Raw genomic sequence first — 22,644 nt, 5'->3', positions numbered from 1 at the left:
GCTCAGGCCGCCCGCTCGCCCAGCAGCACCTGCCCGTCCACGCCGGTGATGCGCACGTCGATCAGGGCGCCCGCTGCCGGGTCGTCATTGGCCGCGAGCTTCACCGGCGCGAAGTGCCGCGTGTGCCCGGCCCCGCCCCGTTCGACCAGCAATTCGCGCACCCGCCCCTGCTCGCCGGCATAGAAGCGCGCCACCGCCTCCGCACCCTCGGCCCGCAGAATCGCCGCCCGCTCCTTGCGCAGGGCGGGCTCGACCTGCGGCATCCGTGCGGCCGGCGTGTTCTGGCGCGGGCTGTAGGGGAAGACGTGCAGCCAGGTGAGCCCGGCCTCGGCCACGATCCGCCGCGTGTTCTCGAACATCGCGTCGGTCTCGGTCGGAAAGCCCGCGATGATGTCCGCACCGAACACCAGGTCCGGGCGCAGGGCGCGCAGCCGGCTGGTCAGCGCCAGCACGTCGTCGCGCGAATGGCGCCGCTTCATCCGCTTCAGCACCATCGTGTCGCCCGCCTGGAGCGACAGGTGCAAATGCGGCATCAGCCGCGGCTCGCCCTCGATCAGCTCCAAGAGGTCCCCGTCGATCTCCGCCGGGTCGATCGAGGACAGGCGCAGGCGCGGCAGCTCCGGCACCTCCCGCAGCACCGCCTTGAGCAGCCCGCCCAGGGTCGGGGCATCGCCTAAGTCCTTGCCGTAGGAGGTGATGTCGACCCCGGTCACCACCAGCTCGCGATAGCCCTGCGCCACCAGGAGCCGGGTCTGGGCCACCACGTCCGCCACCGGCACCGAGCGCGAGGGGCCGCGCCCATAGGGGATGATGCAGAAGGTGCAGCGATGGTCGCAGCCGTTCTGCACCTGGAGGAAGGCACGGCTCCGCCCGTCGAAGCCCGGCACCAGATGCCCGGCCATGGCCTTGACCGCCATGATGTCGCCGACCCGGACCCGCTCCGGCCCCTCGCCGGCGAGGTTCGTCCAGGTGAGCGGCTTCAGCTTGTCCTCGTTGCCGACCACATGGTCGACCTCCGCCATGCCGGTCCACCTGGCCGGATCCACCTGCACGGCACAGCCGGTCACCACGATCCGCTTGCCCGGCTGCTCGCGCCGCGCCTTGCGCACCGCCTGGCGGACCTGACGCTCCGCCTCGGCGGTGACCGTGCAGGAATGGACGATCACCAGGTCGCTCAACCCGGCATCCTCGGCATGGCGGCGCATCACCTCGGATTCGAAGCTGTTCAGCCGGCAGCCGAAGGTCAGGACGTCGATGGCGCTCATGCGTCGCCCGGCAGGTACTCGGCGCTGATCTCGCCGGTGAACACGATGCTGGCGGGCCCGGTCATCCGCACGCCGCTCGTCCCGTCCCAGGCCAGGACGAGCTCGCCGCCGTCGAGCTGGAAGGTCGCTTTTCCGTCGACCAGATCCTTCTTCACCAGCGCCACCATCGCGGCGCAGGCCCCGCTGCCGCAGGCCAGCGTCAGCCCGACCCCGCGCTCGAACACGCGCAGGCGCACGTTCTTGCGGTCCAGCACCTGGACGAAGCCGATATTGGCGCGCTCGGGGAACATCGGGTCGCGCTCCAGCATCGAGCCCATCCCGGCCACGTCCAGGCTTTCCAGATGGTCGACCACGAACACCGCATGGGGATTGCCCATGCTCACCGCGAACGGCCGGGGCAGCCCCGCCACGTCCACCGGCACCGCCTCGGTATCGCAGTCATGGGTGAGCGGGATCTCGTCCCAGGCCAGCCGCGGCCGGCCCATGTCGACCGTCCAGAGCTCGCCGTCGCGCACCGCCTCCAGGATGCCGCGCCCGGTGCGCATCCAGACCCGGTCCCGGCCGGTCTCGCCATGGATCAGCTTGGCCACGCAACGCGAGGCGTTGCCGCATGCCCCGGACTCGCTGCCGTCGGCGTTGAAGAAGCGGACATGCACGTCCAGCTCCGGATCGGCGTCGATCACGACGAGCTGGTCGAAGCCGATGCCGCGATGGCGGTCGGCGAGGCGGGCAATCCAGGCGGGATCGAGCGGGGTGGGGTTGCGACGCTCGTCCAGAAGAACGAAATCGTTGCCCAGCCCATGCATCTTGGTGAATGGCACGGTGGTCATGATGCGGCCTGATTGCAGATCATCCGCCGCCGCGCAACGGTGGAACCGCGATTCCTTGACATCCCGGTGCGGTGATGCTCAAGAGAGCCGCGCTTCGCGGGCCCGTCTCGCGGGGGCGTCCTTCTATACGCTGTCATGTCCGGAAATGCCATCCGTGGCCCGGGACATGCGGAAACGACCGGGAAGATGTTCGAGAACCTGACCACCCGCCTCGGTGGCGTGTTCGACCGGCTACGCCGGCGCGGCGCGCTCTCCGAAGCCGATGTCGCCGAGGCGCTGCGCGAGATCCGCGTGGCGTTGCTGGAGGCCGACGTCGCCTTGCCGGTGGTGAAGGAGTTCGTCGCCGGCATCAAGGAGCGGGCGATCGGCCAGGAGGTGATCCGCTCGATCACGCCCGGCCAGCAGATCGTCAAGATCGTCAACGACCGGCTGGTCGAGCTGCTCGGCGGCACCGAGCATGTCGGCCTGGAGCTGGGCTCGCCGCCCTCGGTCGTGCTGATGTGCGGCCTGCAGGGCTCGGGCAAGACCACGACCTCGGGCAAGCTGGCGCTCCGGCTGAAGAACCGCGAGCGCAAGAAGGTCCTCCTGGCCTCGCTCGACGTGCAGCGCCCGGCCGCCCAGAAGCAGCTCCAGGTGCTGGCCGAGCAGACCGGCACCGGCCACCTGCCGATCGTGCCGGGCCAGAAGCCGGTGGAGATCACCCAGCGGGCGCTGGATACCGCCCACCGGGAAGGCTACGACGTCGTCATCCTGGACACGGCGGGCCGCCTGCAGATCGACGACCAGCTCATGGACGAGCTGGCCGAGGTGAAGCTCTTGGCCGAGCCGCAGGAAACCCTGCTGGTGGCCGACGGCCTCACCGGCCAGACCGCGGTGGACGTAGCCCGCGCCTTCAACGACGAGATCGGCGTCGACGGCATCGTGCTGACCCGCATGGACGGCGATGCCCGCGGCGGTGCGGCGCTGTCGATGCGCCAGATCACCGGCAAGCCCATCAAGTTCGTCGGTATCGGCGAGAAGCTGGACCAGCTCGAGCCGTTCGTCGCCGAGCGGGTCGCCGGTCGCATCCTCGACATGGGCGACGTGGTCAGCCTGGTCGAGAAGGCGGTCGAGAACATCGACCGCGAGGAAGCCGAGAAGCTGGCGAAGAAGGTCCAGAAGGGTCGCTTCGACCTGGCCGACTACCGCTCACAGCTCGTGCAGATGAAGAAGATGGGCGGCATGCAGGGCATGCTGTCGGCCCTGCCGGGCGTGCAGAAGATCAAGAAGCAGCTGGACGAGAAGAAGGTCGACGAGCGGGTGTTCACCCGTCAGGCGGCGATCATCGACAGCATGACGCCGCTGGAACGGCGCGATCCCGACAAGCTCAACGCCTCGCGCAAGCGGCGCATCGCGAAGGGCTCCGGGACTACCGTCCAGGACGTCAACCAGCTCTTGAAGCAGCATCGCCAGATGCAGGACATGATGAAGCAGATGAAGAAGATGGGCGGCCTGCAGAACCTGATCGGCAAGCTGCCCAAGGGCATGATCCCGCCGGGAATGCTGCCCCGGATGTAGGTCTTCCTCGCTGTTTCCCTCCGCTCAATCGTCGAACCTTTGGAAAGTCGTATCATGTCGGTGAAGATCCGCCTCGCCCGCGCCGGCGCGAAGAAGCGCCCCTACTACAAGATCGTGGCCGCCAGCAGCCGCTCGCCCCGCGACGGCCGCTTCCTGGAGCGCCTGGGCTCCTATGACCCGATCCGCCCGACCGAGGATCCGAACCGCCTGGTCCTGAACGAGGAGCGGATCAAGCACTGGCTGTCCGTCGGCGCTCTGCCGACCGACCGCGTCGCCCGCTTCCTGGACAAGGCCGGCATCCTGCCGGGTGCCACCGTGCATCGCGGCACCGGCAAGCGCGCCGCCGAGATCGCCGAGAAGAAGGCCAAGGCCGAGGCCGAAGCCGCCGCCTGAGCCGTTCCGGTTCGATGAGGATGGGCCGGCCCGGTTCGGGCCGGCCTGCTGCCGTTGGGGGCCGGGCGCCAGCCTGGACCCGCTGGGGATGGGGTCGATGGCCGCAGATGCCGCCGAGCGCATGGTCTGCGTCGCCGCCGTGGCGACGGCCCATGGCGTGCGCGGTCATCTGAAGCTCAAGACCTTCACCGAGCAGCCCGAGAACGCCGCCGCCTACGGCCCGCTCCACGACGCTCAGGGCAACCGGCTGTTTCGCATCGAGATCGTCACCGTCCTGGACAACGGCCTGATCGTGAAGGCCGAGGGCATCACCGACCGCAACGCCGCCGAGCGGCTGCGCGGCGTGGCGCTCTACGTCCCGCGCAGCGTGCTGCCGGCGCCTGAGGAAGACGAGTTCTACCACGAGGACCTGATCGGCCTCTCGGCCGAGACTCCTGATGGCCAGAAGCTGGGCGAGATCGTGGGCGTGCAGGACTTCGGCGCCGGCGACATCCTGGAAGTGCGGACGGCAGACGGCAGCCTGCGCGACTTCCCCTTCACCAAGGCGGTGGTGCCGGTGGTCGACCTCCAGGGCCGCCGGGTCGTGATCGACCCGCCGGTGGAGGTCGAGTGATGACGTTCGCCGCCTCGGTCGTCACCATCTTCCCCGAGATGTTCCCGGGCCCGCTCGGCCAGTCCCTGACCGGCAAGGCGCTGGAGCGGGGCGACTGGTCGCTCGACACGATCAACCCGCGCAGCTTCACCCATGACCGCCACCAGTCGGTCGACGACACGCCGTTCGGCGGCGGGGCCGGCATGGTGATGCGCCCGGACGTGATCGCTTCGGCCATCGATGCCGCCGCCCCGCCGGGTGACCCGCGCCCCAGGATCTACCTCACCCCGCGCGGCCGCCGCTTCGTGCAGGCCGATGCCCGCAGGCTCGCCGGGGGTCCGGGCGTCGTCCTGCTGTGCGGCCGCTACGAGGGTGTGGACCAGCGCGTCGTCGAGGCCCGTGGCCTGGACGAGGTCTCGATCGGCGACTTCGTCCTCTCGGGCGGCGAGCTCGCCGCCTTCCTCCTGCTCGATGCGGTGGTGCGCCTCCTGCCCGGCGTGCTGGGCTCCGCCTCATCGTTAGCTGAGGAAAGCTTTGAGGACGGACTCCTCGAATATCCCCATTATACAAGGCCGGCGGTCTGGGAAGGCCGGCCGGTACCTGAGATTCTCTTGTCCGGGCACCATGCCCGGATCAGGGATTGGCGGAAGGACCAGGCGGAAGCCGTCACCGCCTTGCGTCGCCCCGACCTGATCGGGGCCAAGAACGTCGAACTCAACCTCGAAGGAAACTGATCCATGGATCTCATCGCACAGCTCGACAAGGAACAGCGGGACGACGTCATCGAAGCCCGTGGCGGCCAGGCGATTCCCGAGTTCGGCGCCGGCGATACGCTTCGCGTCAACGTCAAGGTCATCGAGGGCACCCGCGAGCGCGTGCAGGCCTTCGAGGGTGTCTGCATCGCCCGCCGCAACCGCGGCGTGAACAGCGCCTTCACCGTGCGCAAGATCTCCTACGGCGAGGGCGTGGAGCGCGTCTTCCCGCTCTACAGCCCACGGATCGCCTCCATCGAGGTGGTGCGTCGTGGTAAGGTGCGGCGCGCGAAGCTCTATTACCTGCGTGGCCGCACCGGCAAGGCGGCGCGCATCACCGAGCGCCGCATGGACACCGCCAAGAAGGCCTCGGCCGACAAGGCCTGAGGCCAGGAACGGCCTCAAGCAGGCCAGGGCCGATAGGCTTCAAGTAAGTTCGGGAACGGAAAGATGAGCGGGCCGAAAACCCTCTTTGAGAAGATCTGGGAAAGCCATCTGGTCGACGTGGCGGAGGATGGCACCAGCCTCCTCTACATCGACCGGCACCTCGTCCACGAGGTGACCAGCCCCCAGGCCTTCGAGGGTCTTCGCGCCTCGGGCCGCAAGGTGCTGCGCCCGGAAGCGACCCTGGCCGTTCCCGACCACAACGTGCCCACGACCGACCGCTCCCGGCCGATCGAGGACGAGACCTCGCGCATCCAGGTCGAGACCCTGGAAGAGAACTGCCGCGAGTTCGGCGTCCAGCTGTTCGGCATGCGCGACCGGCGCCAGGGCATCGTCCATGTGATCGGGCCGGAACAGGGCTTCACCCTGCCCGGCACGACCATCGTCTGCGGCGACAGCCACACCTCCACGCACGGCGCCTTCGGTGCGCTGGCGTTCGGCATCGGCACGTCCGAGGTCGAGCATGTGCTGGCGACCCAGACCCTGATCCAGAAGCGTCCGAAGACCATGCGGATCTCGGTGGAGGGCACCCTGCCCTTCGGCGTGACCGCCAAGGACGTGATCCTGGCCATCATCGGCAAGATCGGCACGGCCGGCGGCACCGGCTACGTGGTCGAGTATGCCGGCTCGGTGATCCGCGGCCTGTCGATGGAAGGCCGGATGACCGTGTGCAACATGTCGATCGAGGGCGGTGCGCGCGCCGGCCTGATCGCCCCCGACGAGAAGACCTGGACCTATCTGAAGGGCCGCCCGATGGCGCCCAAGGGGGAGGACTGGGAAAAGGCGGTCGCTTGGTGGCGCACGCTGGCCTCCGACGAGGGTGCCACCTACGACGCCGAGGTCCTGCTCAAGGCCGAGGAGATCGAGCCGCAGGTCACCTGGGGCACCTCCCCGCAGGACGTGGTGCCGATCTCCGGCCGGGTGCCGGACCCCAAGCACGCCAAGGACGAGGCCCAGCGCCGCGCCATGGAGCGCGCCCTGGACTATATGGGCCTCTCCGCCGGCATGCCGGTGGAAGAGATCGTCCTGGACAAGGTGTTCCTGGGCTCCTGCACCAACGGCCGGATCGAGGACCTGCGCGCCGCCGCCAAGGTGATCGCCGGCAAGAAGATCGCCGCCAACGTGCAGGCCATGGTCGTCCCGGGCTCCGGCCTGGTCCGCTACCAGGCCGAGCAGGAAGGCCTGGACAAGATCTTCAAGGATGCCGGGTTCGAGTGGCGTGAGGCCGGCTGCTCCATGTGCCTCGGCATGAACCCCGACCAGCTCTCGCCCAAGGAGCGGTGCGCTTCCACCAGCAACCGCAACTTCGAGGGCCGCCAGGGCCGCCAGGGCCGTACCCACCTGCTCTCGCCCGAGATGGCCGCGGCCGCTGCCATCACCGGCAAGCTGACCGACGTCCGCAAGCTGGTCGCCTGAGGAAGAACGCGATGGTCCCCTTCACCAAGCTGACCGGCATCGCCGCCCCCTTGCCGATGATCAATGTCGACACCGACATGATCATCCCCAAGCAGTTCCTGAAGACCATCAAGCGGACGGGTCTCGGCAAGAACCTGTTCGACGAGATGCGCTACACCCAGGACGGGCAGGAAGTGCCGGACTTCGTGCTGAACCAGCCGAAATACCGCCAGGCGCAGATCCTGATCGCCGGTGAGAATTTCGGCTGCGGCTCGTCGCGTGAGCACGCCCCCTGGGCGCTGGCCGATTTCGGCATCCGCTGCGTGATCGCCCCCAGCTTCGCCGACATCTTCCACAACAACTGCTTCAAGAACGGCATCCTGCCGATCCGCCTCCCCCAGGAGACGATCGACGCGCTGATGGCGGAAGCCCAGAACGCGCAGGATCCCACCTTCACCGTCGACCTGGAGCAGAACCTGATCCTGCGGCCCACCGGCAACGAGCCGATCAGCTTCAAGATCGACCCGTTCAACCGGGAATGCCTGCTGGAAGGCTTGGACGACATCGGCCTGACCATGCAGAAGGCCGACAAGATCCAGGCCTTCGTGGCGAAGCAGCAGGCCCAGGCTCCCTGGCTCTATTCCGCGGGCGCCGGCGCCTGATCCACCCCTTCCGTCATCCCCCGGCTTGACCGGGGGATCGACTATGTGGAACCCTTCGCAGTCGATCCCCCGCTTTCGCGGGGGATGACGAGGAAAGGAAACTGCACGAACGAACCCGAGAAGCAGCGAAACGACGCAACGAACCCGAGCCGCCTCCTCCGCCATCCCCCGCACCCGCGAGGCATGGCGGAGCAGACGATTTACCAAACGAACCCGAGCGCCTCTTTTTGTCATCCCCCGCGCAGGCGGGGGATCAACCGGCCAGGCTCCCTCCTGCCGTTGATCCCCCGGTCGAGCCAGGGGATGACATGAAGCGGCAAGTTTGCACAAACGAACCCGAGAAAGCGACTGATGACCACCGGTTCGATCCTCTTCCTCCCTGGCGACGGCATCGGGCCGGAGGTGATGGCGGTCGTCCGGCGGGTGATCGACTTCCTGGGCAGCAAGGGCCTGAGCTTCGAGCTCCAGGAGGACCTGGTCGGCGGCGCCGCGCTGGATGCCCATGGCGAGCCGATCACCGATTCGGTGCTGGCCAAGGCCCAGGCGGTCGACGCGGTGATGTTCGGCGCGGTGGGCGTGCACAAGTACGACACCAACCCGTTCCACCTGAAGCCCGAGCAGGCGATCCTGAAGCTGCGCAAGCAGCTCGAGCTGTTCGCCAATTTGCGCCCGGCGATCGTGTTCGACGCCCTGGTGGAAGCTTCCACCCTGAAGCCCGAGCTGGTGCGCGGCCTGGACATCCTGATCCTGCGCGAGCTGACCGGCGGCGTCTATTTCGGCGAGCCTCGCGGCATCGAGGATCTGGGCGCCGGCCAGAAGCGTGGCGTCGACACCCAGGTCTACACCACCGCCGAGATCGAGCGGATCGCCCGGGTGGGCTTCGAACTCGCCCGCAAGCGCGGCAACAGCGTGACCTCGGTCGAGAAGGCCAACGTCATGCATACAGGCGTGCTGTGGCGCCAGGTGGTGACCGAGCTGCATGCCCGCGAATATGCCGACGTCCAGCTTTCCCACATGTACGCCGACAACTGCGCCATGCAGCTCATCCGCCGGCCCAAGCAGTTCGACGTGATCGTCACCGACAACCTGTTCGGCGACATCCTGTCGGACGCCGCGGCTATGGCGACCGGCTCGCTGGGCATGCTGCCCTCGGCGGCCCTGGGCGCCCCGGACGCCACCACCGGCAAGCGCAAGGCCATGTACGAGCCGATCCACGGCTCCGCCCCGGACATCGCCGGCAAGGACATGGCCAACCCGATCGCGGCGCTGATGAGCTTCGCCATGCTGCTGAAGTACAGCTTCGACCGCGACGCCGAGGCCAGCCTGATCGAAGCCGCCATCGCCGACGTGCTGAACGAGGGCTACCGCACCGCGGACATCGCGCAGGACGGCATGACCACCGTCGGCACCGCCGAGATGGGCACCAAGATCCTGACCGCGCTCACCAAGCGCTCGACCTGATTCCAGTTTTCATGGGCGTCCCGGGGCCCTGGCGGGCGCCCGGACCTCCAGGAAGGAGACGCTCATGGGCTTTCGAGTAGCAGTCGCCGGCGCCACGGGTGCGGTCGGCCACGAGATCCTGAACATCCTGGCCGAGCGGGAATTCCCCGCCGACGAGGTGGTGGCCCTGGCGTCCGCCAGGTCGGTCGGCAAGGAGGTCAGCTACGGCGAGGACCAGGAGCTGAAGGTCAAGGACCTGGAAAGCTTCGACTTCTCCGGCTTCGACCTCGCTTTGTTCTCGCCGGGCGGGGCCGTCTCCGCCGTCCACGCTCCCCGCGCCGCCCAGGCCGGCTGCATGGTCATCGACAACACCAGCCATTTCCGCATGGACCCGGACGTCCCGCTGGTGGTGCCGGAGGTCAATCGCGAGGCGCTGCAATACGCCCGCACCCGCAACATCATCGCCAATCCCAACTGCTCCACCATCCAGATGGTGATGGCGCTCAAGCCGCTCCACGACCTGTCCCAGATCAAGCGGGTGGTGGTCTCCACCTACCAGTCGGTCTCCGGTGCCGGCCAGAAGGGCATGGACGAGCTCTTCGAGCACACCAAGGCCGTCTACATGAACGACCTCGGCAAGAAGCCGACGGTGTTCCAGAAGCCCATCGCCTTCAACGTCATCCCCCAGATCGACAAGTTCATGGAGGATGGTTCCACCAAGGAAGAGTGGAAGATGAAGGTCGAGACCAAGAAGATCCTCGACCCGGCGATCGAGGTGGTCGCGACCTGCGTCCGCGTGCCGGTCTTCATCGGCCATTCGGAAGCCATCAACGTCGAGTTCGAGAGCCCGATCGACCTGGAAGAGGCCCGCGAGGCGCTGATGAACTTCGAGGGCATCAACGTCCTGGATGACCCGGACGACTTCGAATACGCCACGCCCAAGGACGTGGTCGGCGAGTACGCGACCTTCGTCTCGCGCCTGCGCCTGGACGACACCGTGCCCTACGGCCTGAACATGTGGGTCGTGTCCGACAACCTGCGCAAGGGTGCGGCGCTGAACGCCGTCCAGATCGCCGAGGCCCTGGTCGAGGACGGCTACGTCTAGAGCGGTCAGTCGAAGTCCGGCAGACGATGGCGACGGCGTGGCGGCTCCTCGGCCGCCACGTCCGAGCCCAGATAGATCTCCTCCAGGTCGACCATGCGCCCGAGCAGGCCGCTCTCGACCTGCCCCTGCCCGATCGCCGGGATGGCCGGCACCCAGTGCCCCTCCACCCGGCGATGCACCTGCGCCCAGCGCTCCCGCGAGCCCACCAGCCAGATCTCCGCGATGGACGGCACCTGTTGGTAGCGCGCCAGCTTCAGCCCCAGGTCGTCACGCTCGGTACCGGGCGACAGCACCTCCGCCACGGCGAGCGGCTCCCGGATGTAGAGCCGGTCCCCGAAGCTCTCGCAGGTATAGGCGACATCGGGGATGTAGTAGTTGGGCTTGTTCGGGTCGAGGACGAGGCCCGGCGTGATGAGCGGCCGGCATCGCTTCAGGTCCCGGGAAGCTTCGCGCCACAAGGCGTTGATGTTGCCGCTGATCACGGCATGGCTGGGGCCAGCCGGATTCATGGCATGCAGCCAGCCATCCCGCAGCTCGTAGCGGATGTCCGTGCCATCATCGAACTGGAGAAACTCCTCCAGGCTCAGCCTCGGCAGGTCATGGAACGCCCGGGCCATCGTTCAGCCACCTTCTTCCTCGTCGAACCGCACCCCCGCATAGAGTTCGTCCAGCGCCACCCGGGCGTCCAGCACTTCGCTGTGGAAGCTGTCCTCCCCGGTCACCGGCAACGCCACAATCCAGTCCGCGCCATGCCGGTGCCAGCGCTGCACCCACCGCCGGCCGGCATCGACCAGCCAGATCTCCTGTACGCCATCGATCTCTTGATAAATTGGGACCTTGATCCTAAAATCATTGAGAGCCGTGGATGGTGACAGGATCTCGACGATGATCGCCGCGCTGTGCATGAGCCCGCGACGATCCGGGGACATGCAGGAAAAAACCACGTCGGGAAGAGATAAGTTGCGTCGCTCTCGGAGATTAGGAGACCGGCCCCCTGATAGGCCATGCAGCGGCCGGGATCGGACGAGCGGCGGTCCAGCAGGTTACCGACACTCTGAGCGATCCGCGCATGCCGCCCATGCGGCGGTGCCATCGCGACGAGCTTGCCCTGGTACAGCTCGTAGCGGACGTCCATCTCGCCTTCGAAGCGCAGGAACTCCTCGAAGCTCATCCGCGGCAGATCACCGGAAGCCCGTACCATCGCCTACCTCCTCGCCACCCATCCCATAGCACGGGCTGACGAAACCGTCCGTGGCTGCTAGCAAGCCAGCACCCATGGCGACGAACCTCACCGAATACACCGTCTCCGAGATCAGCGGCGCGCTCAAGCGCACCGTCGAGAACACGTTCGGCCTGATTAAGGTCCGGGGCGAGGTCTCCGGCTTCAAGCGCGCCGCTTCCGGCCACGCCTATTTCTGCCTCAAGGACCAGCAGTCCCGCCTGGACGCCGTGTCCTGGCGCGGCTCGGTGCAGCGCTGGCGGCTGGCCGTCGAGGACGGGCTGGAGGTGATTGCCACCGGCCGGCTCACGACCTATCCCGGCCGCTCCACCTACCAGATGGTGGTGGAGCAGCTGGAGCCGGCCGGCGCCGGTGCCATCATGGCGATGTTGGAGGAGCGCCGCCGCCGCCTGGCCGCCGAGGGCCTATTCGAGCAGGCGAGAAAGCGGCCTTTGCCCTTCCTGCCGCGGGTGATCGGCGTGGTGACCTCGCCCACCGGTGCGGTGATCCGCGACATCCTGCACCGGCTGAGCGACCGCTTCCCGCGCCACGTCCTGCTCTGGCCGGTTCTGGTGCAGGGCGAACAGGCGGCCCAGCAGATCACCGATGCCATCAACGGCTTCTCGGCCATGCAGCCGGGCGGGCCGGTACCTCGGCCGGACCTGCTGATCGTCGCCCGCGGCGGCGGTTCCATCGAGGATCTGATGCCGTTCAACGAGGAGATGGTGGTCCGCGCCATCGCCGCCTCGTCGATCCCGACCATCTGCGCGGTCGGCCACGAGACCGACACCTCACTGGCCGACCATGCCGCCGACCGCCGCGCCCCCACCCCCACCGCTGCAGCCGAGATGGCGGTGCCGGTGCGGCTCGAGCTGATCGAGCGGGTGGCCGTGCTGGAAGGGCGGATCCGCTCGGCCACGGTCGGCCAGCTCCAGCGCCGCCGCACTGAGCTGGAGCGCTCGGCCCGCGGCCTGCCCGACCCGCGCATGCTGCTGGGCCTGGCCACCCAGCGCCTGGACGACCTGTCCGAGCGGCTGCGCCTGCGCCGGCCGGCGGATGTGCTGCGCGCCAAGGCGGAGCGGCTGGAGATGCTGGGCCGCCGCCTGCACGAGCTGGTCTCGACCCTGCTGCGCACCGAGCAGCGCCACCTGGAGCGCACCGGCGCCCGTCTGGTGCCCACGCACATCCTGGCCCTGGTCGGGCGGGCGGAGCCGATGCTGGCCGATCGCGGCCAGCGGCTGGAACGGGCGACGCGGCGCCGGATCACGGATGGCCAGGCCCGGCTGGACACGCTCGGCAAGCTGCTGGACAGCTTAGGGTACCGTCAGGTGCTGGCGCGCGGCTACGCCCTGGTGCGGGCACCCTCCGGTGAAGTCGTCAGCGACGTCGCCGCCGCCCGCGCGGAGAGCCGGCTGAACCTCGTGTTCCACGACGGCGAGATCGCCGTCACCACCGGCGGCCGCGCCAGGCGCAGCGGTGCGGAGGAGGACGAACCGGTGCAGGGGAGCCTCCTGTGAGCGTGCCAGTGCCGGAAGACGAGCGGCCGATCGACCGGCTGCTCGCGGTGATGCGGATCCTGCGCGACCCGGTGGTGGGCTGCCCCTGGGACCAGAAGCAGACCTTCGAGACCATCGCCCCCTACACGATCGAGGAGGCCTACGAGGTCCGCGACGCGCTGGAACGCGGCGATCTCGGCGACTTCCAGGCGGAACTCGGCGACCTGCTGCTCCAGGTGGTCTACCAGGCGCAGATCGCGGACGAGCAGGGCCTGTTCGATTTCGAGGCGGTGGCGGCCGGGATCGTCGACAAGATGGTCCGCCGCCACCCGCATGTCTTCGAGGGCCAAGCCCTGCCCGAAGGCGGCGAGCGCCGCCTGTGGGAGGACCTGAAGGCGGCCGAGCGCGCGGCCAGGGGCCGGCCGGAACGACCGGCGAGCGTGCTGGACGACGTGCCGGTGGGCTTCCCCGCTCTGGCGCGGGCGGAGAAGCTGCAAAAACGCGCGGCCAGGGTCGGCTTCGACTGGGGCGAACTCGGGCCCGTGGTGGCCAAGATCCGCGAGGAGCTGGCCGAGGTCGAGGCCGCTGCCGACCCGGCGCACCAGGCCGAGGAGGTGGGCGACCTCCTGTTCGCCGTCACCAACCTCGCCCGCCACCTCAAGGTCGACCCGGAAGAGGCGCTGCGCCGGACCAACGCCAAGTTCGAGCGCCGCTTCCGCGCAGTGGAGGCAGCCGCCCGTGCCGCCGGCCGGGAGCCAGCCGATTGTACGCTGGCCGAGCTGGACGCCTGGTGGGACGAGGCCAAGGCCGCCGAGCGCGCCACCAAGGCCGGCTGACCCCACCCCTGGCTGGACAAGCCCCCGCCTCACCCATCTACTGCATCGAACGAATGCCAGGGGGGCGGCGCCGATGAAGCGCTCCGAGATCAACGCCATCATGCGCGCGGCGGATGCGTTCTTCCGCCGGCAGAACTTCCACCTGCCGGCCTTCGCCTACTGGTCACCCAGCGACTGGGCGAAGAAGGGCGAAGAGGTGCGCGAGATCGTGGAGCGCCGGCTTGGCTGGGACATCACCGACTTCGCCCAAGGCCGCTTCTGCAAGTGCGGGCTCGCGGTGTTCACCGTGCGCAACGGCCCGGTCGCGGACCTCCAGCGCGGCCGGGGCAAGCTTTATTGCGAGAAGATCCTGATGATCCGCCACGATCAGGTCTGCCCGCTGCATTTCCACTGGAACAAGATGGAGGACATCATCAACCGTGGCGGCGGCGACCTCCATGTCCAGTTCTTCCACTCGACCGAAGCCGGCGGCGTCGACGAGCGGCCGGTGACGCTCGGCATGGACGGCACCGAGGTCACGGTCGCTGCCGGCGAGGTGGTCCGCATCCCGCCCGGCGGCAGCGTGACCGTGCCACCCCTGCTGTATCACAAGTTCTGGGGCTGGCGGGACGACGTGCTGGTCGGCGAGGTCTCGCTGGTCAATGACGACGATCAGGACAACCGCTTTTTCGAGCCGCTCGGCCGCTTTGCCGAGATCGAGGAGGACGAGCCGCCCATGTTCCTGTTGCGCAACGACTATGAGCGCTACTGGGGTGCCCTGCGCTGACCCTCAGAGCTTGCGGGCGAGCCGCGCTTCCAGCTGGCGCTTCTTGTCCTCGGCGAGCAGCACGGAGACGTGGGTGGCATCGCCATCATCGGCCCTGGCCAGCACCTCGCCGTTGCGGAACAGCCAGGCCAGCGTCTCGCCGTCGCCGAACGGGATCTGCACCTCGATGGGTACGGCGAACTCGGATAGCTTGGCTTCGATCGCGCGCAGGAGCCCGTCCAGGCCCTCGCCGGTCCGCGCCGAGACCGTCACGGTGGCACTGGCCCGGGCGAGCTCGGCGGAAAGCACCTCCCGGCGCTCCTCGTCCAGAAGGTCGATCTTGTTCCAGACCTCGATCAGCCGCTGCGAGCGCGCCATGTCGTCGATGCCGAGCTCGTCCAGCACCTTGCGCACGTCGGCGTCCTGGGCCGCGGCATCCTCATGGGCGACGTCGCGCACATGGAGGATCACGTCGGCCGAGAGCACCTCCTCCAGCGTGGCGCGGAACGCCGCCACCAGCGAGGTCGGCAGGTCGGAGATGAAGCCCACCGTGTCCGACAGGATCACCTTGCGCCCCTGCGGCAGGCGGATCAGCCGCATAGTCGGGTCGAGCGTGGCGAACAAGAGGTCCTTGGCGAAGACCTCAGCACCGGTCAGCTTGTTGAACAGGGTCGACTTGCCGGCATTGGTGTAGCCCACCAGCGCCACGACCGGATAGGGCACCCGCTCGCGCGCCTTCCGGTGCAGGGCGCGGGTACGCTTCACATCCTCCAGCTCGCGCTCGATCTTGACGATCTTGTCGGCGATGATCCGGCGGTCCAGCTCGAGCTGGCTTTCGCCGGGACCACCCAGGAAGCCGGCACCGCCGCGCTGCCGCTCCAGATGAGTCCAGGAGCGGACCAGGCGCGAGCGCTGGTAGTTCAAGGCCGCGAGGTCGACCTGGAGCACGCCCTCACGGGTGCGCGCCCGTTCGCCGAAGATCTCCAGGATCAGGCCGGTCCGGTCGATGACCTTGCACTGCCACTTCTTCTCGAGGTTGCGCTGCTGGCCGGGTGTCAGCGTGCCGTCGACCACGACCAGGTCGATCTCGTCTGCCTTCACCCGCTCCGCGACCTCGTTGACCTTGCCCCCGCCGAGCAGTGTGGCAGGGGTCACCTGGCGCAGGGGTGCGAGCTCGCGGTCGACCACGTCGAGCGAGATCGCTTCCGCCAGCCCCACCGCCTCGTCCAGCCGGGAGGACGGCGGGCGCAGCCGCTCCCGGTCGTTGCTCAGGTAAGGATGAATGACCAGGCAGCGCCCGCTGCCTTCTGCCGTTTCGTTGCCGATGACGCTTCTGCCCTTGGCTGACGCTACTCTTCCCGCTGCTCCTCGTCACGGCTCCGGTCGCCATAGCCGCCACGATCGGGCCCCTGGCCCGGCACCGAGCCCGGAGGCGCGTCATAGAGACGGACCGCCGAAGAGGGCATCACGGTCGATACAGCATGCTTGTAGACCAGCTGCACGTGCCCGTCACGCCGGAGCAGCAGGCAGAAATTGTCGAAGGAGCCGATCACGCCCTGCAGCTTTACGCCATTGATCAGGAAGACGGTGACCGGGATCTTGTTCTTCCGGACGTGGTTCAAAAAGACGTCCTGGAGATTCTGCTGCTTCTCGGCTGCCATCCGAGTACCTCTCGGTGAATTGGAAGGCACCGCGGTGGCAGGGCGACAAGCGCCCCATTGCCATCACGGCCGGGTCCGGTCCGCATTCTCGTGCGCGATCCGACCACATTTTTTTCCTTCGGAGATCAGGACATAACCAGCGCCCCCGGGCTCGGCAAGCGCCATCGCTGCAAGCAGGATGAATATATCCGCAGGGCTGGGGACACCTCCCTGCATGGTCAAATCAAGTAACCGATCCCTCTCAAGTCCGGGCGGGCGGTCCGGCCGCCAGCCCGCAATGGGCCGCATAGCGATCCATCAGCCGCCTCGTCGTATCGCCCGGCATGCCGTTGGCGACCGGCCGGCCGTCCACGCTGGTCACCGGCAGGACCAGCGAGGTGGCGCTGGTGAGGAAGGCCTCGCGGGCGCGGGCCAGCTCCGCCAGGGAAAAGGCACGTTCCTCCACCGGGACGCCCAGTTCCCGTGCATGTTCCAGCACCACCGACCGGGTGACCCCGCCGAGGATGCGCCGGGTCGCCGGATGGGTGCGCAGCACGCCGTGCTCGTCGACGATCCAGGCATTGGTGCTGGATCCCTCGGTGATGATCTCGCCGTCCGGGCCGCTGGCCACCAGCCAGGCCTCGCGGCAGCCGGCCTCCTGGGCGGCCTGCTTGGCCAGGACGTTGGCGAGCAGCCCGGTGGATTTGATGTCGCAGCGGGCCCAGCGCTCGTCGGGATGGGTGATCACCCCGCAGCCCTGCCGCTGCTCGGCTGCCGTCGGTAGCTTGAGCCGGCGCACGGTCACGACCAGGCTCGGGCGGGTGCCGGCCGGGAACGGGTGGTTGCGCGGCGCGGTGCCCCGGCTGACCTGCAGGTAGACCAGCGCGTCGGCCAAGGCGTTGCGGGCGATCGTCTGCTGGAGGATCCGGTGCAGGGCGGCGTCGCTGACCGGCAGGTCGATGCGCAGGGCCGAAAGGGAGCGGCGCAGCCGCGCCAGGTGCCGGTCGGCGTCGATCAGCCGGCCGCCGATCCGCTTGACCACCTCGTAAATGCCGTCGGCGAACTGGAAGCCGCGGTCCTCCACCGGCACGGTGGCGGCATGGATCGGCAGGTAACGACCGTCGACATAGGCAATCCGGGCCATGATGGGTTCCGCGGGAAGGATCAGAGATAGTCGAAGCGCACGGCGACCGCCTGCTCCAGGCTGCGCATCTGGTCGCCGCGGGCGATCGCGATCAGCCGGTCGCGGGCGCGGAGCTGGGTGTCGGGCCGCGGCACCATGTACTGGCCGCCACGCAGCACCGCGCCGATGATCACGCCCTGGGGCATCCTGGCCTTGTCCAGGGTCTTGCCCACCAGCGGACTGTTCTCCGGCAAATCGGCCTCGATCGCCTCGGCGGCACCGTCCTTGATGCTGAAGCCGGCCAGGATCCGGCCGCGCCGGACATGCTGGAGGATCGAGCTCACCGTGGTGCCGCGCGGGTCGATCATCACGTCGATGCCGATGTCGCCGATCAGCGGCGCGTAGCTCTCGGTGTTGATCAGGGCGAGAGTCCGGTTGGCGCCCAGCCGCTTGGCCATCAGCGCCGACATGATGTTGACCTCGTCCTGGTTGGTGACCGTGACGAAGGTATCGGCAGTGGCCACGCCCGCCTCGCGCAGCAGGTCGGGATCGCGCGCATCGCCCTGCAGCACGATCAGGCCGGGCGCACCCTCGGCGAGCGCCCCCGCCCGCTCCGGCGCATTCTCCACCACGGCCAGCCGGAGATGCGGGGCCAATACGCGCAGCTCGTGGACCAGGAAGCTGCCGATGCTGCCCGCCCCGCCGATCACCACCCGCCGCCCCTGGTAGGGCGCGTGGCCGAACGCGGTCATGGCGCGGGCCTGCTGCTTGGTCTCGACCACGATCCAGGCCCGGTCGCCCGCGATCAGGAGGTCCTCGGCATGCGGCACGAACAGGCGGTCGTTGCGCTCGATCGCGACCACCACGACATGGAGGTCCGGGAACAGGAACGAGAGCTGGCGTAGCGGCGTGTCGAGGATCGGGCAGTCCGCGTCGCAGCGCACCGAGACCAGCCGGACCCGGTCAGAGGCGAACGGGATCACCGCCAGCGAGCCCGGCACCAGCAGGGTGCGCGCCACCGAGCGGGCGACCTCGATCTCCGGCGAGATCACCACGTCGACCGCCAGGTGCTGGCGGAGGAACAGGTCCTCCCAGCGCCGGTCCAGATAGGCCTGCTGGCGGATCCGGGCGATCCGTGTCGCCGTGTTGAACAGGGCGTTCGCCACCTGGCAGGCGACGATGTTCACCTCGTCGCTGCGGGTGACCGCCACCAGCAGGTCGGCATTGGCGGCCCCCGCCTCGCGCAGCACGGCGGGATGGGAGGCGGAGCCGGTGATCGCGCGCAGGTCGACGGTCTCGGCGATCCTTTGTACCAGCTCCGGGCGCTGGTCGATGACCGTGACCTCGTGGCTGGCGCGGACCAGGTAGCGGGCGATGCTCTCGCCGACCCGGCCCGCCCCCGCGACGATGACCCGCAAGGGGTCAGTCGTCCCCGCTGTGCAGGCCCAGCGTCTTCAGCTTGCGGTGCAGCGCCGAGCGCTCCATGCCGACGAAATTGGCGGTGCGCGAGATGTTGCCGCCGAAGCGCTCGAGCTGGGCCTGGAGATAGGCCCGCTCGAAATGCTCACGCGCCTCGCGCAGCGGCATCGCCACCAGCTCGCCATTGGCGGTCGGATCCATCGAGCCCACCGCGCTGTTGGTGAGGTCGGGCGGCAGCCCGTCCACGCCGATCGGCTGCTTGGGGTCGCCCGGCGCCATGATCAGCATCCACTCGACCGCGTTGCGGAGCTGGCGGACATTGCCCGGCCACTCGGCGGACTGCATCACCGCCATGGCGTCGTCGCCGATCACGCGCGGCGGCACGCTGGCGATGCGCGCGGCGCGGTCCATGAAGGTCCGGGCGAGCAGCGGGATGTCGGTGCGCCGCTCCGAGAGCGGCGGGATCTGCACCGGCACTACGTTCAGCCGGTAGTAGAGCTCCTCGCGGAACTTGCCCTGGCTCATGAGCTGGGTCAGGTCGCGATTGGTGGAGGCGATCACCCGCACGTCCAGGTCGATCCGCTCGGTGCGGCCCGGCCGGGTGAAGCGGTTCTCCTGCAGGACCCGCAGCATCCGCCCCTGGGTCTCAAGCGGCATGTCGGCCACCTCGTCCAGGAACAGGGTGCCGCCGCTGGCCCGCTCCAGGATGCCCACGAAGCGCGGCGTGTCGCCCGTGGCCTCGGCACCGAACAGCTCGACCTCCAGGCGCTCGGGCGCCATCACCGCGCAGTTCAGCACCACGAAGGCCGCATCCGCCCGCCGCGAGTGGGCGTGGATCATCCGGGCCGCGATCTCCTTGCCGGAGCCGGGCGGGCCGCTGATCAGCACGCGGCTGTTGGTGGGCGCCACCCGGTCGATCGCCTGGCGGACGCGCACGATGCCGGGCGAGGTGCCGAGCAGGTCGATCTCGTCGCCGCCCTTGATCTTGAGCTGCTCGTTCTCGCGCTTGAGCCGGCTGATCTCCAGCGCGCGCTGCATGGTCAGGAGCAGGCGGTCGGTCTTGAACGGCTTCTCGATGAAGTCGTAGGCGCCGTTCTTGATCGCCTGCACGGCCATCTCGATGGTGCCGTGCCCGCTGAAGATCACCACCGGGATGGTCGGCCACTGGCTGCGCAGCCGGTCCAGGATCTCCATCCCGTCCAGCTTGCTGCCCTCCAGCCAGATGTCGAGGAGGACGATGTCCGGCACGCGCCGGTCGATCTCGGCGAAGGCCTGGTCGCTGTTGGCGGCCTGGCGGGGCCGGTAGCCCTCGTCCTGCAGGAGGGCAGCGACGACCTCGCGGATCGCGGCCTCGTCATCGACGATCAGAACGTCCTTGCTCATCCTCTAACCATCCGGCGAAGCGCCCCCTGGAACCGGTCGATCATGGTGCTCCGGGCACAAAGCCCGGGCCCGTCGGCGCTGGTACTTCGTTCGCTGCGCGACCTCGTGCTCATGCGGCAGGCCGCACGACGCTGGGACGAGGAAAGACGAGCCGTGCTGATGTCCCGCCACCTGCGGCTTCACCCAGGTCGATCGAGCCTTCGTGCTCTTCCATGATCTTCCGAACGATGGCAAGGCCCAAGCCCGTGCCTTTCGCCTTGGTGGTGACATAGGGCTCGAACAGCCGCTCGCGGTGCTGCGGCGGCAGCCCCACCCCGTCGTCCTCGATCTGCACGATGATCGCCCGCTCCTCCTCCAGGACCTGGACCCGCACATGGCCGCGCGGCTCCCCGTCCTCCCTTACGTCGCTGCCTTCGCCCTTGGCATCGATCGCGTCGATGGCGTTCTGTAGCAGGTTGGTGAGGACTTGGCCGACCTTCGCATGGTCGCAGGCCAGCATCAGCTCCGGCCGGCCAAGATCCACCTCGAAGGCGATATCCGGCCGGGCAGTGCGCTGCAGCAGCACCGCGTCGTGGACGATCTGCGCCAGCCGCTCGTCCTGGAAGACCGGCTCGGGCATCCGGGCAAAGGCCGAGAACTCGTTCACCAGCCGGCCGATCTGGTCGACATGGCGGACGATCGTGTCGGTGCAGCCGCGGAACGTGTCGGGCTCGTCCTCGATCTGCTTCAGCCAGCGGCGCTGCAGCCGTTCCGCCGACAGGCGGATCGGGGTGAGCGGGTTCTTGATCTCATGCGCGAGCCGCCGGGCGATCTCGGCCCAGGCGGCGACCCGCTGGGCGGACAGGAGGTCGGTCACGTCGTCGAAGGTGACCACCCAGCCCTGGATCCGCCCCTCCTCCTCCTGGAGTGCCGCCCGGACGAGCAGGGTGCGATGGGTGACGCCGCGCGCCACCACGAGCTGCTGCTCGGCAAAGCCCCGGCGCCCGTCGATGGTCCGGTCAATCAGAGGCGACAGCTCGGGCAGGAGCTCGTCCAGCGGCCGGCCGACGATGGCCCCCGGATCCATCTCCAAGAAGCGCACGGCGGAGCGGTTCGGCAGCACCACCCGGCGCCGGCTGTCCAGGCCCAGCACGCCCGCGGTCACCCCGCGCAGCACCGCCTCGGTGAACCGGCGGCGCTGGTCGAGCTGCTGGTTGGCATCGACCAGCTCGCGGCGCTGCGAGGCGAGCTGCTGGGTCATCCGGTTGAAGGCGCGAGCGAGCGAGGCGATCTCCTCGAAGTCGATGCGCTCCTCGACCCTTGCGTTCAGGTCGCCGGTGCTGACCCGGTCCGCCGCGGTGATGAGCTGGCCCAGCGGCACGCTCAAGCGCGTGGCGAAGTAGAGCCCGGCCCAGACCGCGGCCAGCAGCATGATCAGCGCTACTACGCCGAACAGGATCAGCGACAGGATCTGGATGCGCGAGCGCTCGGCGGCGGCGGCCTCGTAGTCGCTCACGCCGGCCTGGGTCCGCTCCAGCAGGTTCAGGACGCTGGGATCGACGAAGCGCCCGACGAACAGATAGGCGCCGCCGAACCCATCCAGGCGGACCAGGGCCCGGACCCGGTCGTCGGTATCCGCGGTGAGCGTGACCACCTCGCCGGCGGCGGCGCGCTCCAGGTCGGCGGGCTCGATGCTGCCGATGTCCATGGAGAAGGCCAGCTCGCTGCGCGCCAGCACGGCACCGGTGGTGTCGAACACCACCGCCTCAGTGAGCGAGCGCACCATCGCGTGCGCCTCGACCAGGTCCTGCAGGCTGCGGCCGTAGCGGCCTTCGCGGTTGATGTCGGCGGCCATCGCCAGCGCATCGGCCCGGATGTTCTCCCGGTGCTCCTCCAGATAGGCCTGGGCGACCTGCAGGGAGGTGTCGACCGCCTCACGTACCCGGTCGCTGAACCAGGCATTGACGCCGACATGGAGGAACCAGACGGAGAACAGGGTCACCACGATCGCCGGGGTCACCGCCAGCAGGCCGAACAGGGCGACCAGCCGCCCTTCCAGGCCGGAGCCGGCACTGCCCTTGCGCCGGGCTGCCCAGATCCGGACCAGGCGCCTCGCCACCACCACGCTCAGCAGCAGCACGAGCACGAGGTCCACGCAGAGGAGGACCAGCACGCCGCCCGTGTCGAGCCCGGCCGGCCCCTTGCCGGTCAGGACCGCCCAGGTGGTGATCCCGCACACCACCGCGACCGCCACCAGCAGCTTGGCCAGACGCGGATCCTGGGCAATGGCCGCGATGCGCCGCCAAAAGGACGGCTTGGTGATGGAGATTCCGCTCAGCAGGAGAGGTAGGCCCGTCGTCTTCCCGAGA

General features: G+C 68.7%; 21 protein-coding genes and 1 pseudogene. 12 read left to right on the top strand and 10 right to left on the bottom strand.

Features of this window, described 5'->3' with window-relative positions:
- Positions 1-2: 2 nt before the first annotated feature.
- Together mtaB and dapF are read right to left on the bottom strand one after the other, a co-directional pair.
- Complete coding sequence (mtaB, locus tag HLA95_RS13510) at positions 3-1,265, bottom strand: tRNA (N(6)-L-threonylcarbamoyladenosine(37)-C(2))-methylthiotransferase MtaB (RefSeq protein ID WP_191058504.1); 1,263 nt, start codon at positions 1,263-1,265, stop codon at positions 3-5.
- A complete protein-coding gene (dapF, locus tag HLA95_RS13505; protein ID WP_255591931.1) occupies positions 1,262-2,095 on the bottom strand; it encodes a diaminopimelate epimerase in 834 nt (277 codons plus the stop codon). The genes mtaB and dapF overlap by 4 nt, the downstream gene beginning before the upstream one ends.
- 186 nt (positions 2,096-2,281) lie before the next feature.
- Between dapF and ffh the strand changes: the two genes are divergently transcribed.
- The 9 genes from ffh to HLA95_RS13460 all read left to right on the top strand — a co-directional run bounded on the left by ffh (position 2,282) and on the right by HLA95_RS13460 (position 10,435).
- Positions 2,282-3,652, top strand: a complete 1,371-nt coding sequence (gene ffh / locus HLA95_RS13500) for a signal recognition particle protein (RefSeq protein ID WP_191058505.1) — start codon at positions 2,282-2,284, stop codon at positions 3,650-3,652.
- 54 nt (positions 3,653-3,706) lie between these two features.
- Positions 3,707-4,045, top strand: a complete 339-nt coding sequence (gene rpsP / locus HLA95_RS13495; RefSeq protein ID WP_191058506.1) for a 30S ribosomal protein S16 — start codon at positions 3,707-3,709, stop codon at positions 4,043-4,045.
- Between the two features lie 97 nt (positions 4,046-4,142).
- Positions 4,143-4,658: a ribosome maturation factor RimM gene (rimM, locus tag HLA95_RS13490; protein WP_191058507.1), complete on the top strand. Its 516-nt coding sequence runs from the start codon at positions 4,143-4,145 to the stop codon at positions 4,656-4,658.
- Positions 4,658-5,371, top strand: coding sequence for a tRNA (guanosine(37)-N1)-methyltransferase TrmD (trmD, locus tag HLA95_RS13485; protein WP_191058508.1), 714 nt, complete (start codon positions 4,658-4,660; stop codon positions 5,369-5,371). Before rimM ends, trmD begins: the two co-directional genes overlap by 1 nt.
- A gap of 3 nt (positions 5,372-5,374) precedes the next feature.
- A complete protein-coding gene (gene rplS / locus HLA95_RS13480) occupies positions 5,375-5,776 on the top strand; it encodes a 50S ribosomal protein L19 (RefSeq protein WP_191058509.1) in 402 nt (133 codons plus the stop codon).
- Positions 5,777-5,839: 63 nt separating this feature from the next.
- On the top strand, positions 5,840-7,249 hold the full coding sequence (leuC, locus tag HLA95_RS13475; RefSeq protein WP_191058510.1) for a 3-isopropylmalate dehydratase large subunit: 1,410 nt from the start codon (positions 5,840-5,842) through the stop codon (positions 7,247-7,249).
- Between the two features lie 11 nt (positions 7,250-7,260).
- Positions 7,261-7,890, top strand: coding sequence for a 3-isopropylmalate dehydratase small subunit (gene leuD / locus HLA95_RS13470; protein ID WP_191058511.1), 630 nt, complete (start codon positions 7,261-7,263; stop codon positions 7,888-7,890).
- A gap of 348 nt (positions 7,891-8,238) precedes the next feature.
- Entirely contained in the window at positions 8,239-9,351 is a 1,113-nt protein-coding gene (gene leuB / locus HLA95_RS13465) for a 3-isopropylmalate dehydrogenase (RefSeq protein ID WP_370467490.1), read from the top strand.
- A 64-nt stretch (positions 9,352-9,415) separates the two neighbouring features.
- Positions 9,416-10,435: an aspartate-semialdehyde dehydrogenase gene (locus HLA95_RS13460; RefSeq protein ID WP_191058513.1), complete on the top strand. Its 1,020-nt coding sequence runs from the start codon at positions 9,416-9,418 to the stop codon at positions 10,433-10,435.
- 5 nt (positions 10,436-10,440) lie between these two features.
- Here HLA95_RS13460 and HLA95_RS13455 read toward each other — a convergent pair whose 3' ends face one another.
- Both HLA95_RS13455 and HLA95_RS13450 read right to left on the bottom strand, forming a co-directional pair.
- The gene (locus tag HLA95_RS13455; RefSeq protein ID WP_191058514.1) at positions 10,441-11,052 is read right to left on the bottom strand and encodes a Uma2 family endonuclease; all 612 of its coding nucleotides are present in this window, start codon (positions 11,050-11,052) and stop codon (positions 10,441-10,443) included.
- Between the two features lie 3 nt (positions 11,053-11,055).
- Positions 11,056-11,570: pseudogene (locus HLA95_RS13450) on the bottom strand (Uma2 family endonuclease).
- Between the two features lie 140 nt (positions 11,571-11,710).
- On the opposite strand from HLA95_RS13450, the gene xseA reads away from it, so the two are divergent.
- The 3 genes from xseA to HLA95_RS13435 all read left to right on the top strand — a co-directional run bounded on the left by xseA (position 11,711) and on the right by HLA95_RS13435 (position 14,752).
- Complete coding sequence (xseA, locus tag HLA95_RS13445; protein WP_222183620.1) at positions 11,711-13,171, top strand: exodeoxyribonuclease VII large subunit; 1,461 nt, start codon at positions 11,711-11,713, stop codon at positions 13,169-13,171.
- Positions 13,168-13,986: a nucleoside triphosphate pyrophosphohydrolase gene (gene mazG, locus HLA95_RS13440; protein ID WP_191059064.1), complete on the top strand. Its 819-nt coding sequence runs from the start codon at positions 13,168-13,170 to the stop codon at positions 13,984-13,986. The genes xseA and mazG overlap by 4 nt, the downstream gene beginning before the upstream one ends.
- A gap of 73 nt (positions 13,987-14,059) precedes the next feature.
- On the top strand, positions 14,060-14,752 hold the full coding sequence (locus HLA95_RS13435) for a D-lyxose/D-mannose family sugar isomerase (protein WP_191059063.1): 693 nt from the start codon (positions 14,060-14,062) through the stop codon (positions 14,750-14,752).
- 3 nt (positions 14,753-14,755) lie between these two features.
- Here the strand turns inward: HLA95_RS13435 and hflX are convergent, their stop codons facing one another.
- The 6 genes from hflX to HLA95_RS13405 form a co-directional block, all read right to left on the bottom strand.
- Positions 14,756-16,057 (bottom strand): GTPase HflX, encoded by a 1,302-nt coding sequence (hflX, locus tag HLA95_RS13430; protein ID WP_191059065.1) that lies wholly within the window; start codon positions 16,055-16,057, stop codon positions 14,756-14,758.
- Between the two features lie 23 nt (positions 16,058-16,080).
- Positions 16,081-16,392, bottom strand: coding sequence for an RNA chaperone Hfq (gene hfq / locus HLA95_RS13425; protein ID WP_191059062.1), 312 nt, complete (start codon positions 16,390-16,392; stop codon positions 16,081-16,083).
- Positions 16,393-16,633: 241 nt separating this feature from the next.
- A complete protein-coding gene (locus tag HLA95_RS13420) occupies positions 16,634-17,515 on the bottom strand; it encodes a D-amino-acid transaminase (RefSeq protein WP_191059061.1) in 882 nt (293 codons plus the stop codon).
- Positions 17,516-17,535: 20 nt separating this feature from the next.
- Positions 17,536-18,912, bottom strand: a complete 1,377-nt coding sequence (gene trkA / locus HLA95_RS13415) for a Trk system potassium transporter TrkA (RefSeq protein ID WP_191059060.1) — start codon at positions 18,910-18,912, stop codon at positions 17,536-17,538.
- Positions 18,913-18,916: 4 nt separating this feature from the next.
- Entirely contained in the window at positions 18,917-20,296 is a 1,380-nt protein-coding gene (gene ntrX / locus HLA95_RS13410; protein WP_191059059.1) for a nitrogen assimilation response regulator NtrX, read from the bottom strand.
- Between the two features lie 109 nt (positions 20,297-20,405).
- Positions 20,406-22,529, bottom strand: a complete 2,124-nt coding sequence (locus HLA95_RS13405; protein WP_191059058.1) for a sensor histidine kinase NtrY-like — start codon at positions 22,527-22,529, stop codon at positions 20,406-20,408.
- Positions 22,530-22,644 lie beyond the last annotated feature (115 nt).

This window comes from Geminicoccus harenae, assembly GCF_019800005.1.
Classification (GTDB): domain Bacteria; phylum Pseudomonadota; class Alphaproteobacteria; order Geminicoccales; family Geminicoccaceae; genus Geminicoccus; species Geminicoccus harenae.
Note: the sequence above shows the minus strand (reverse complement) of the source record. Positions and strands in the feature narration are given on the sequence as shown.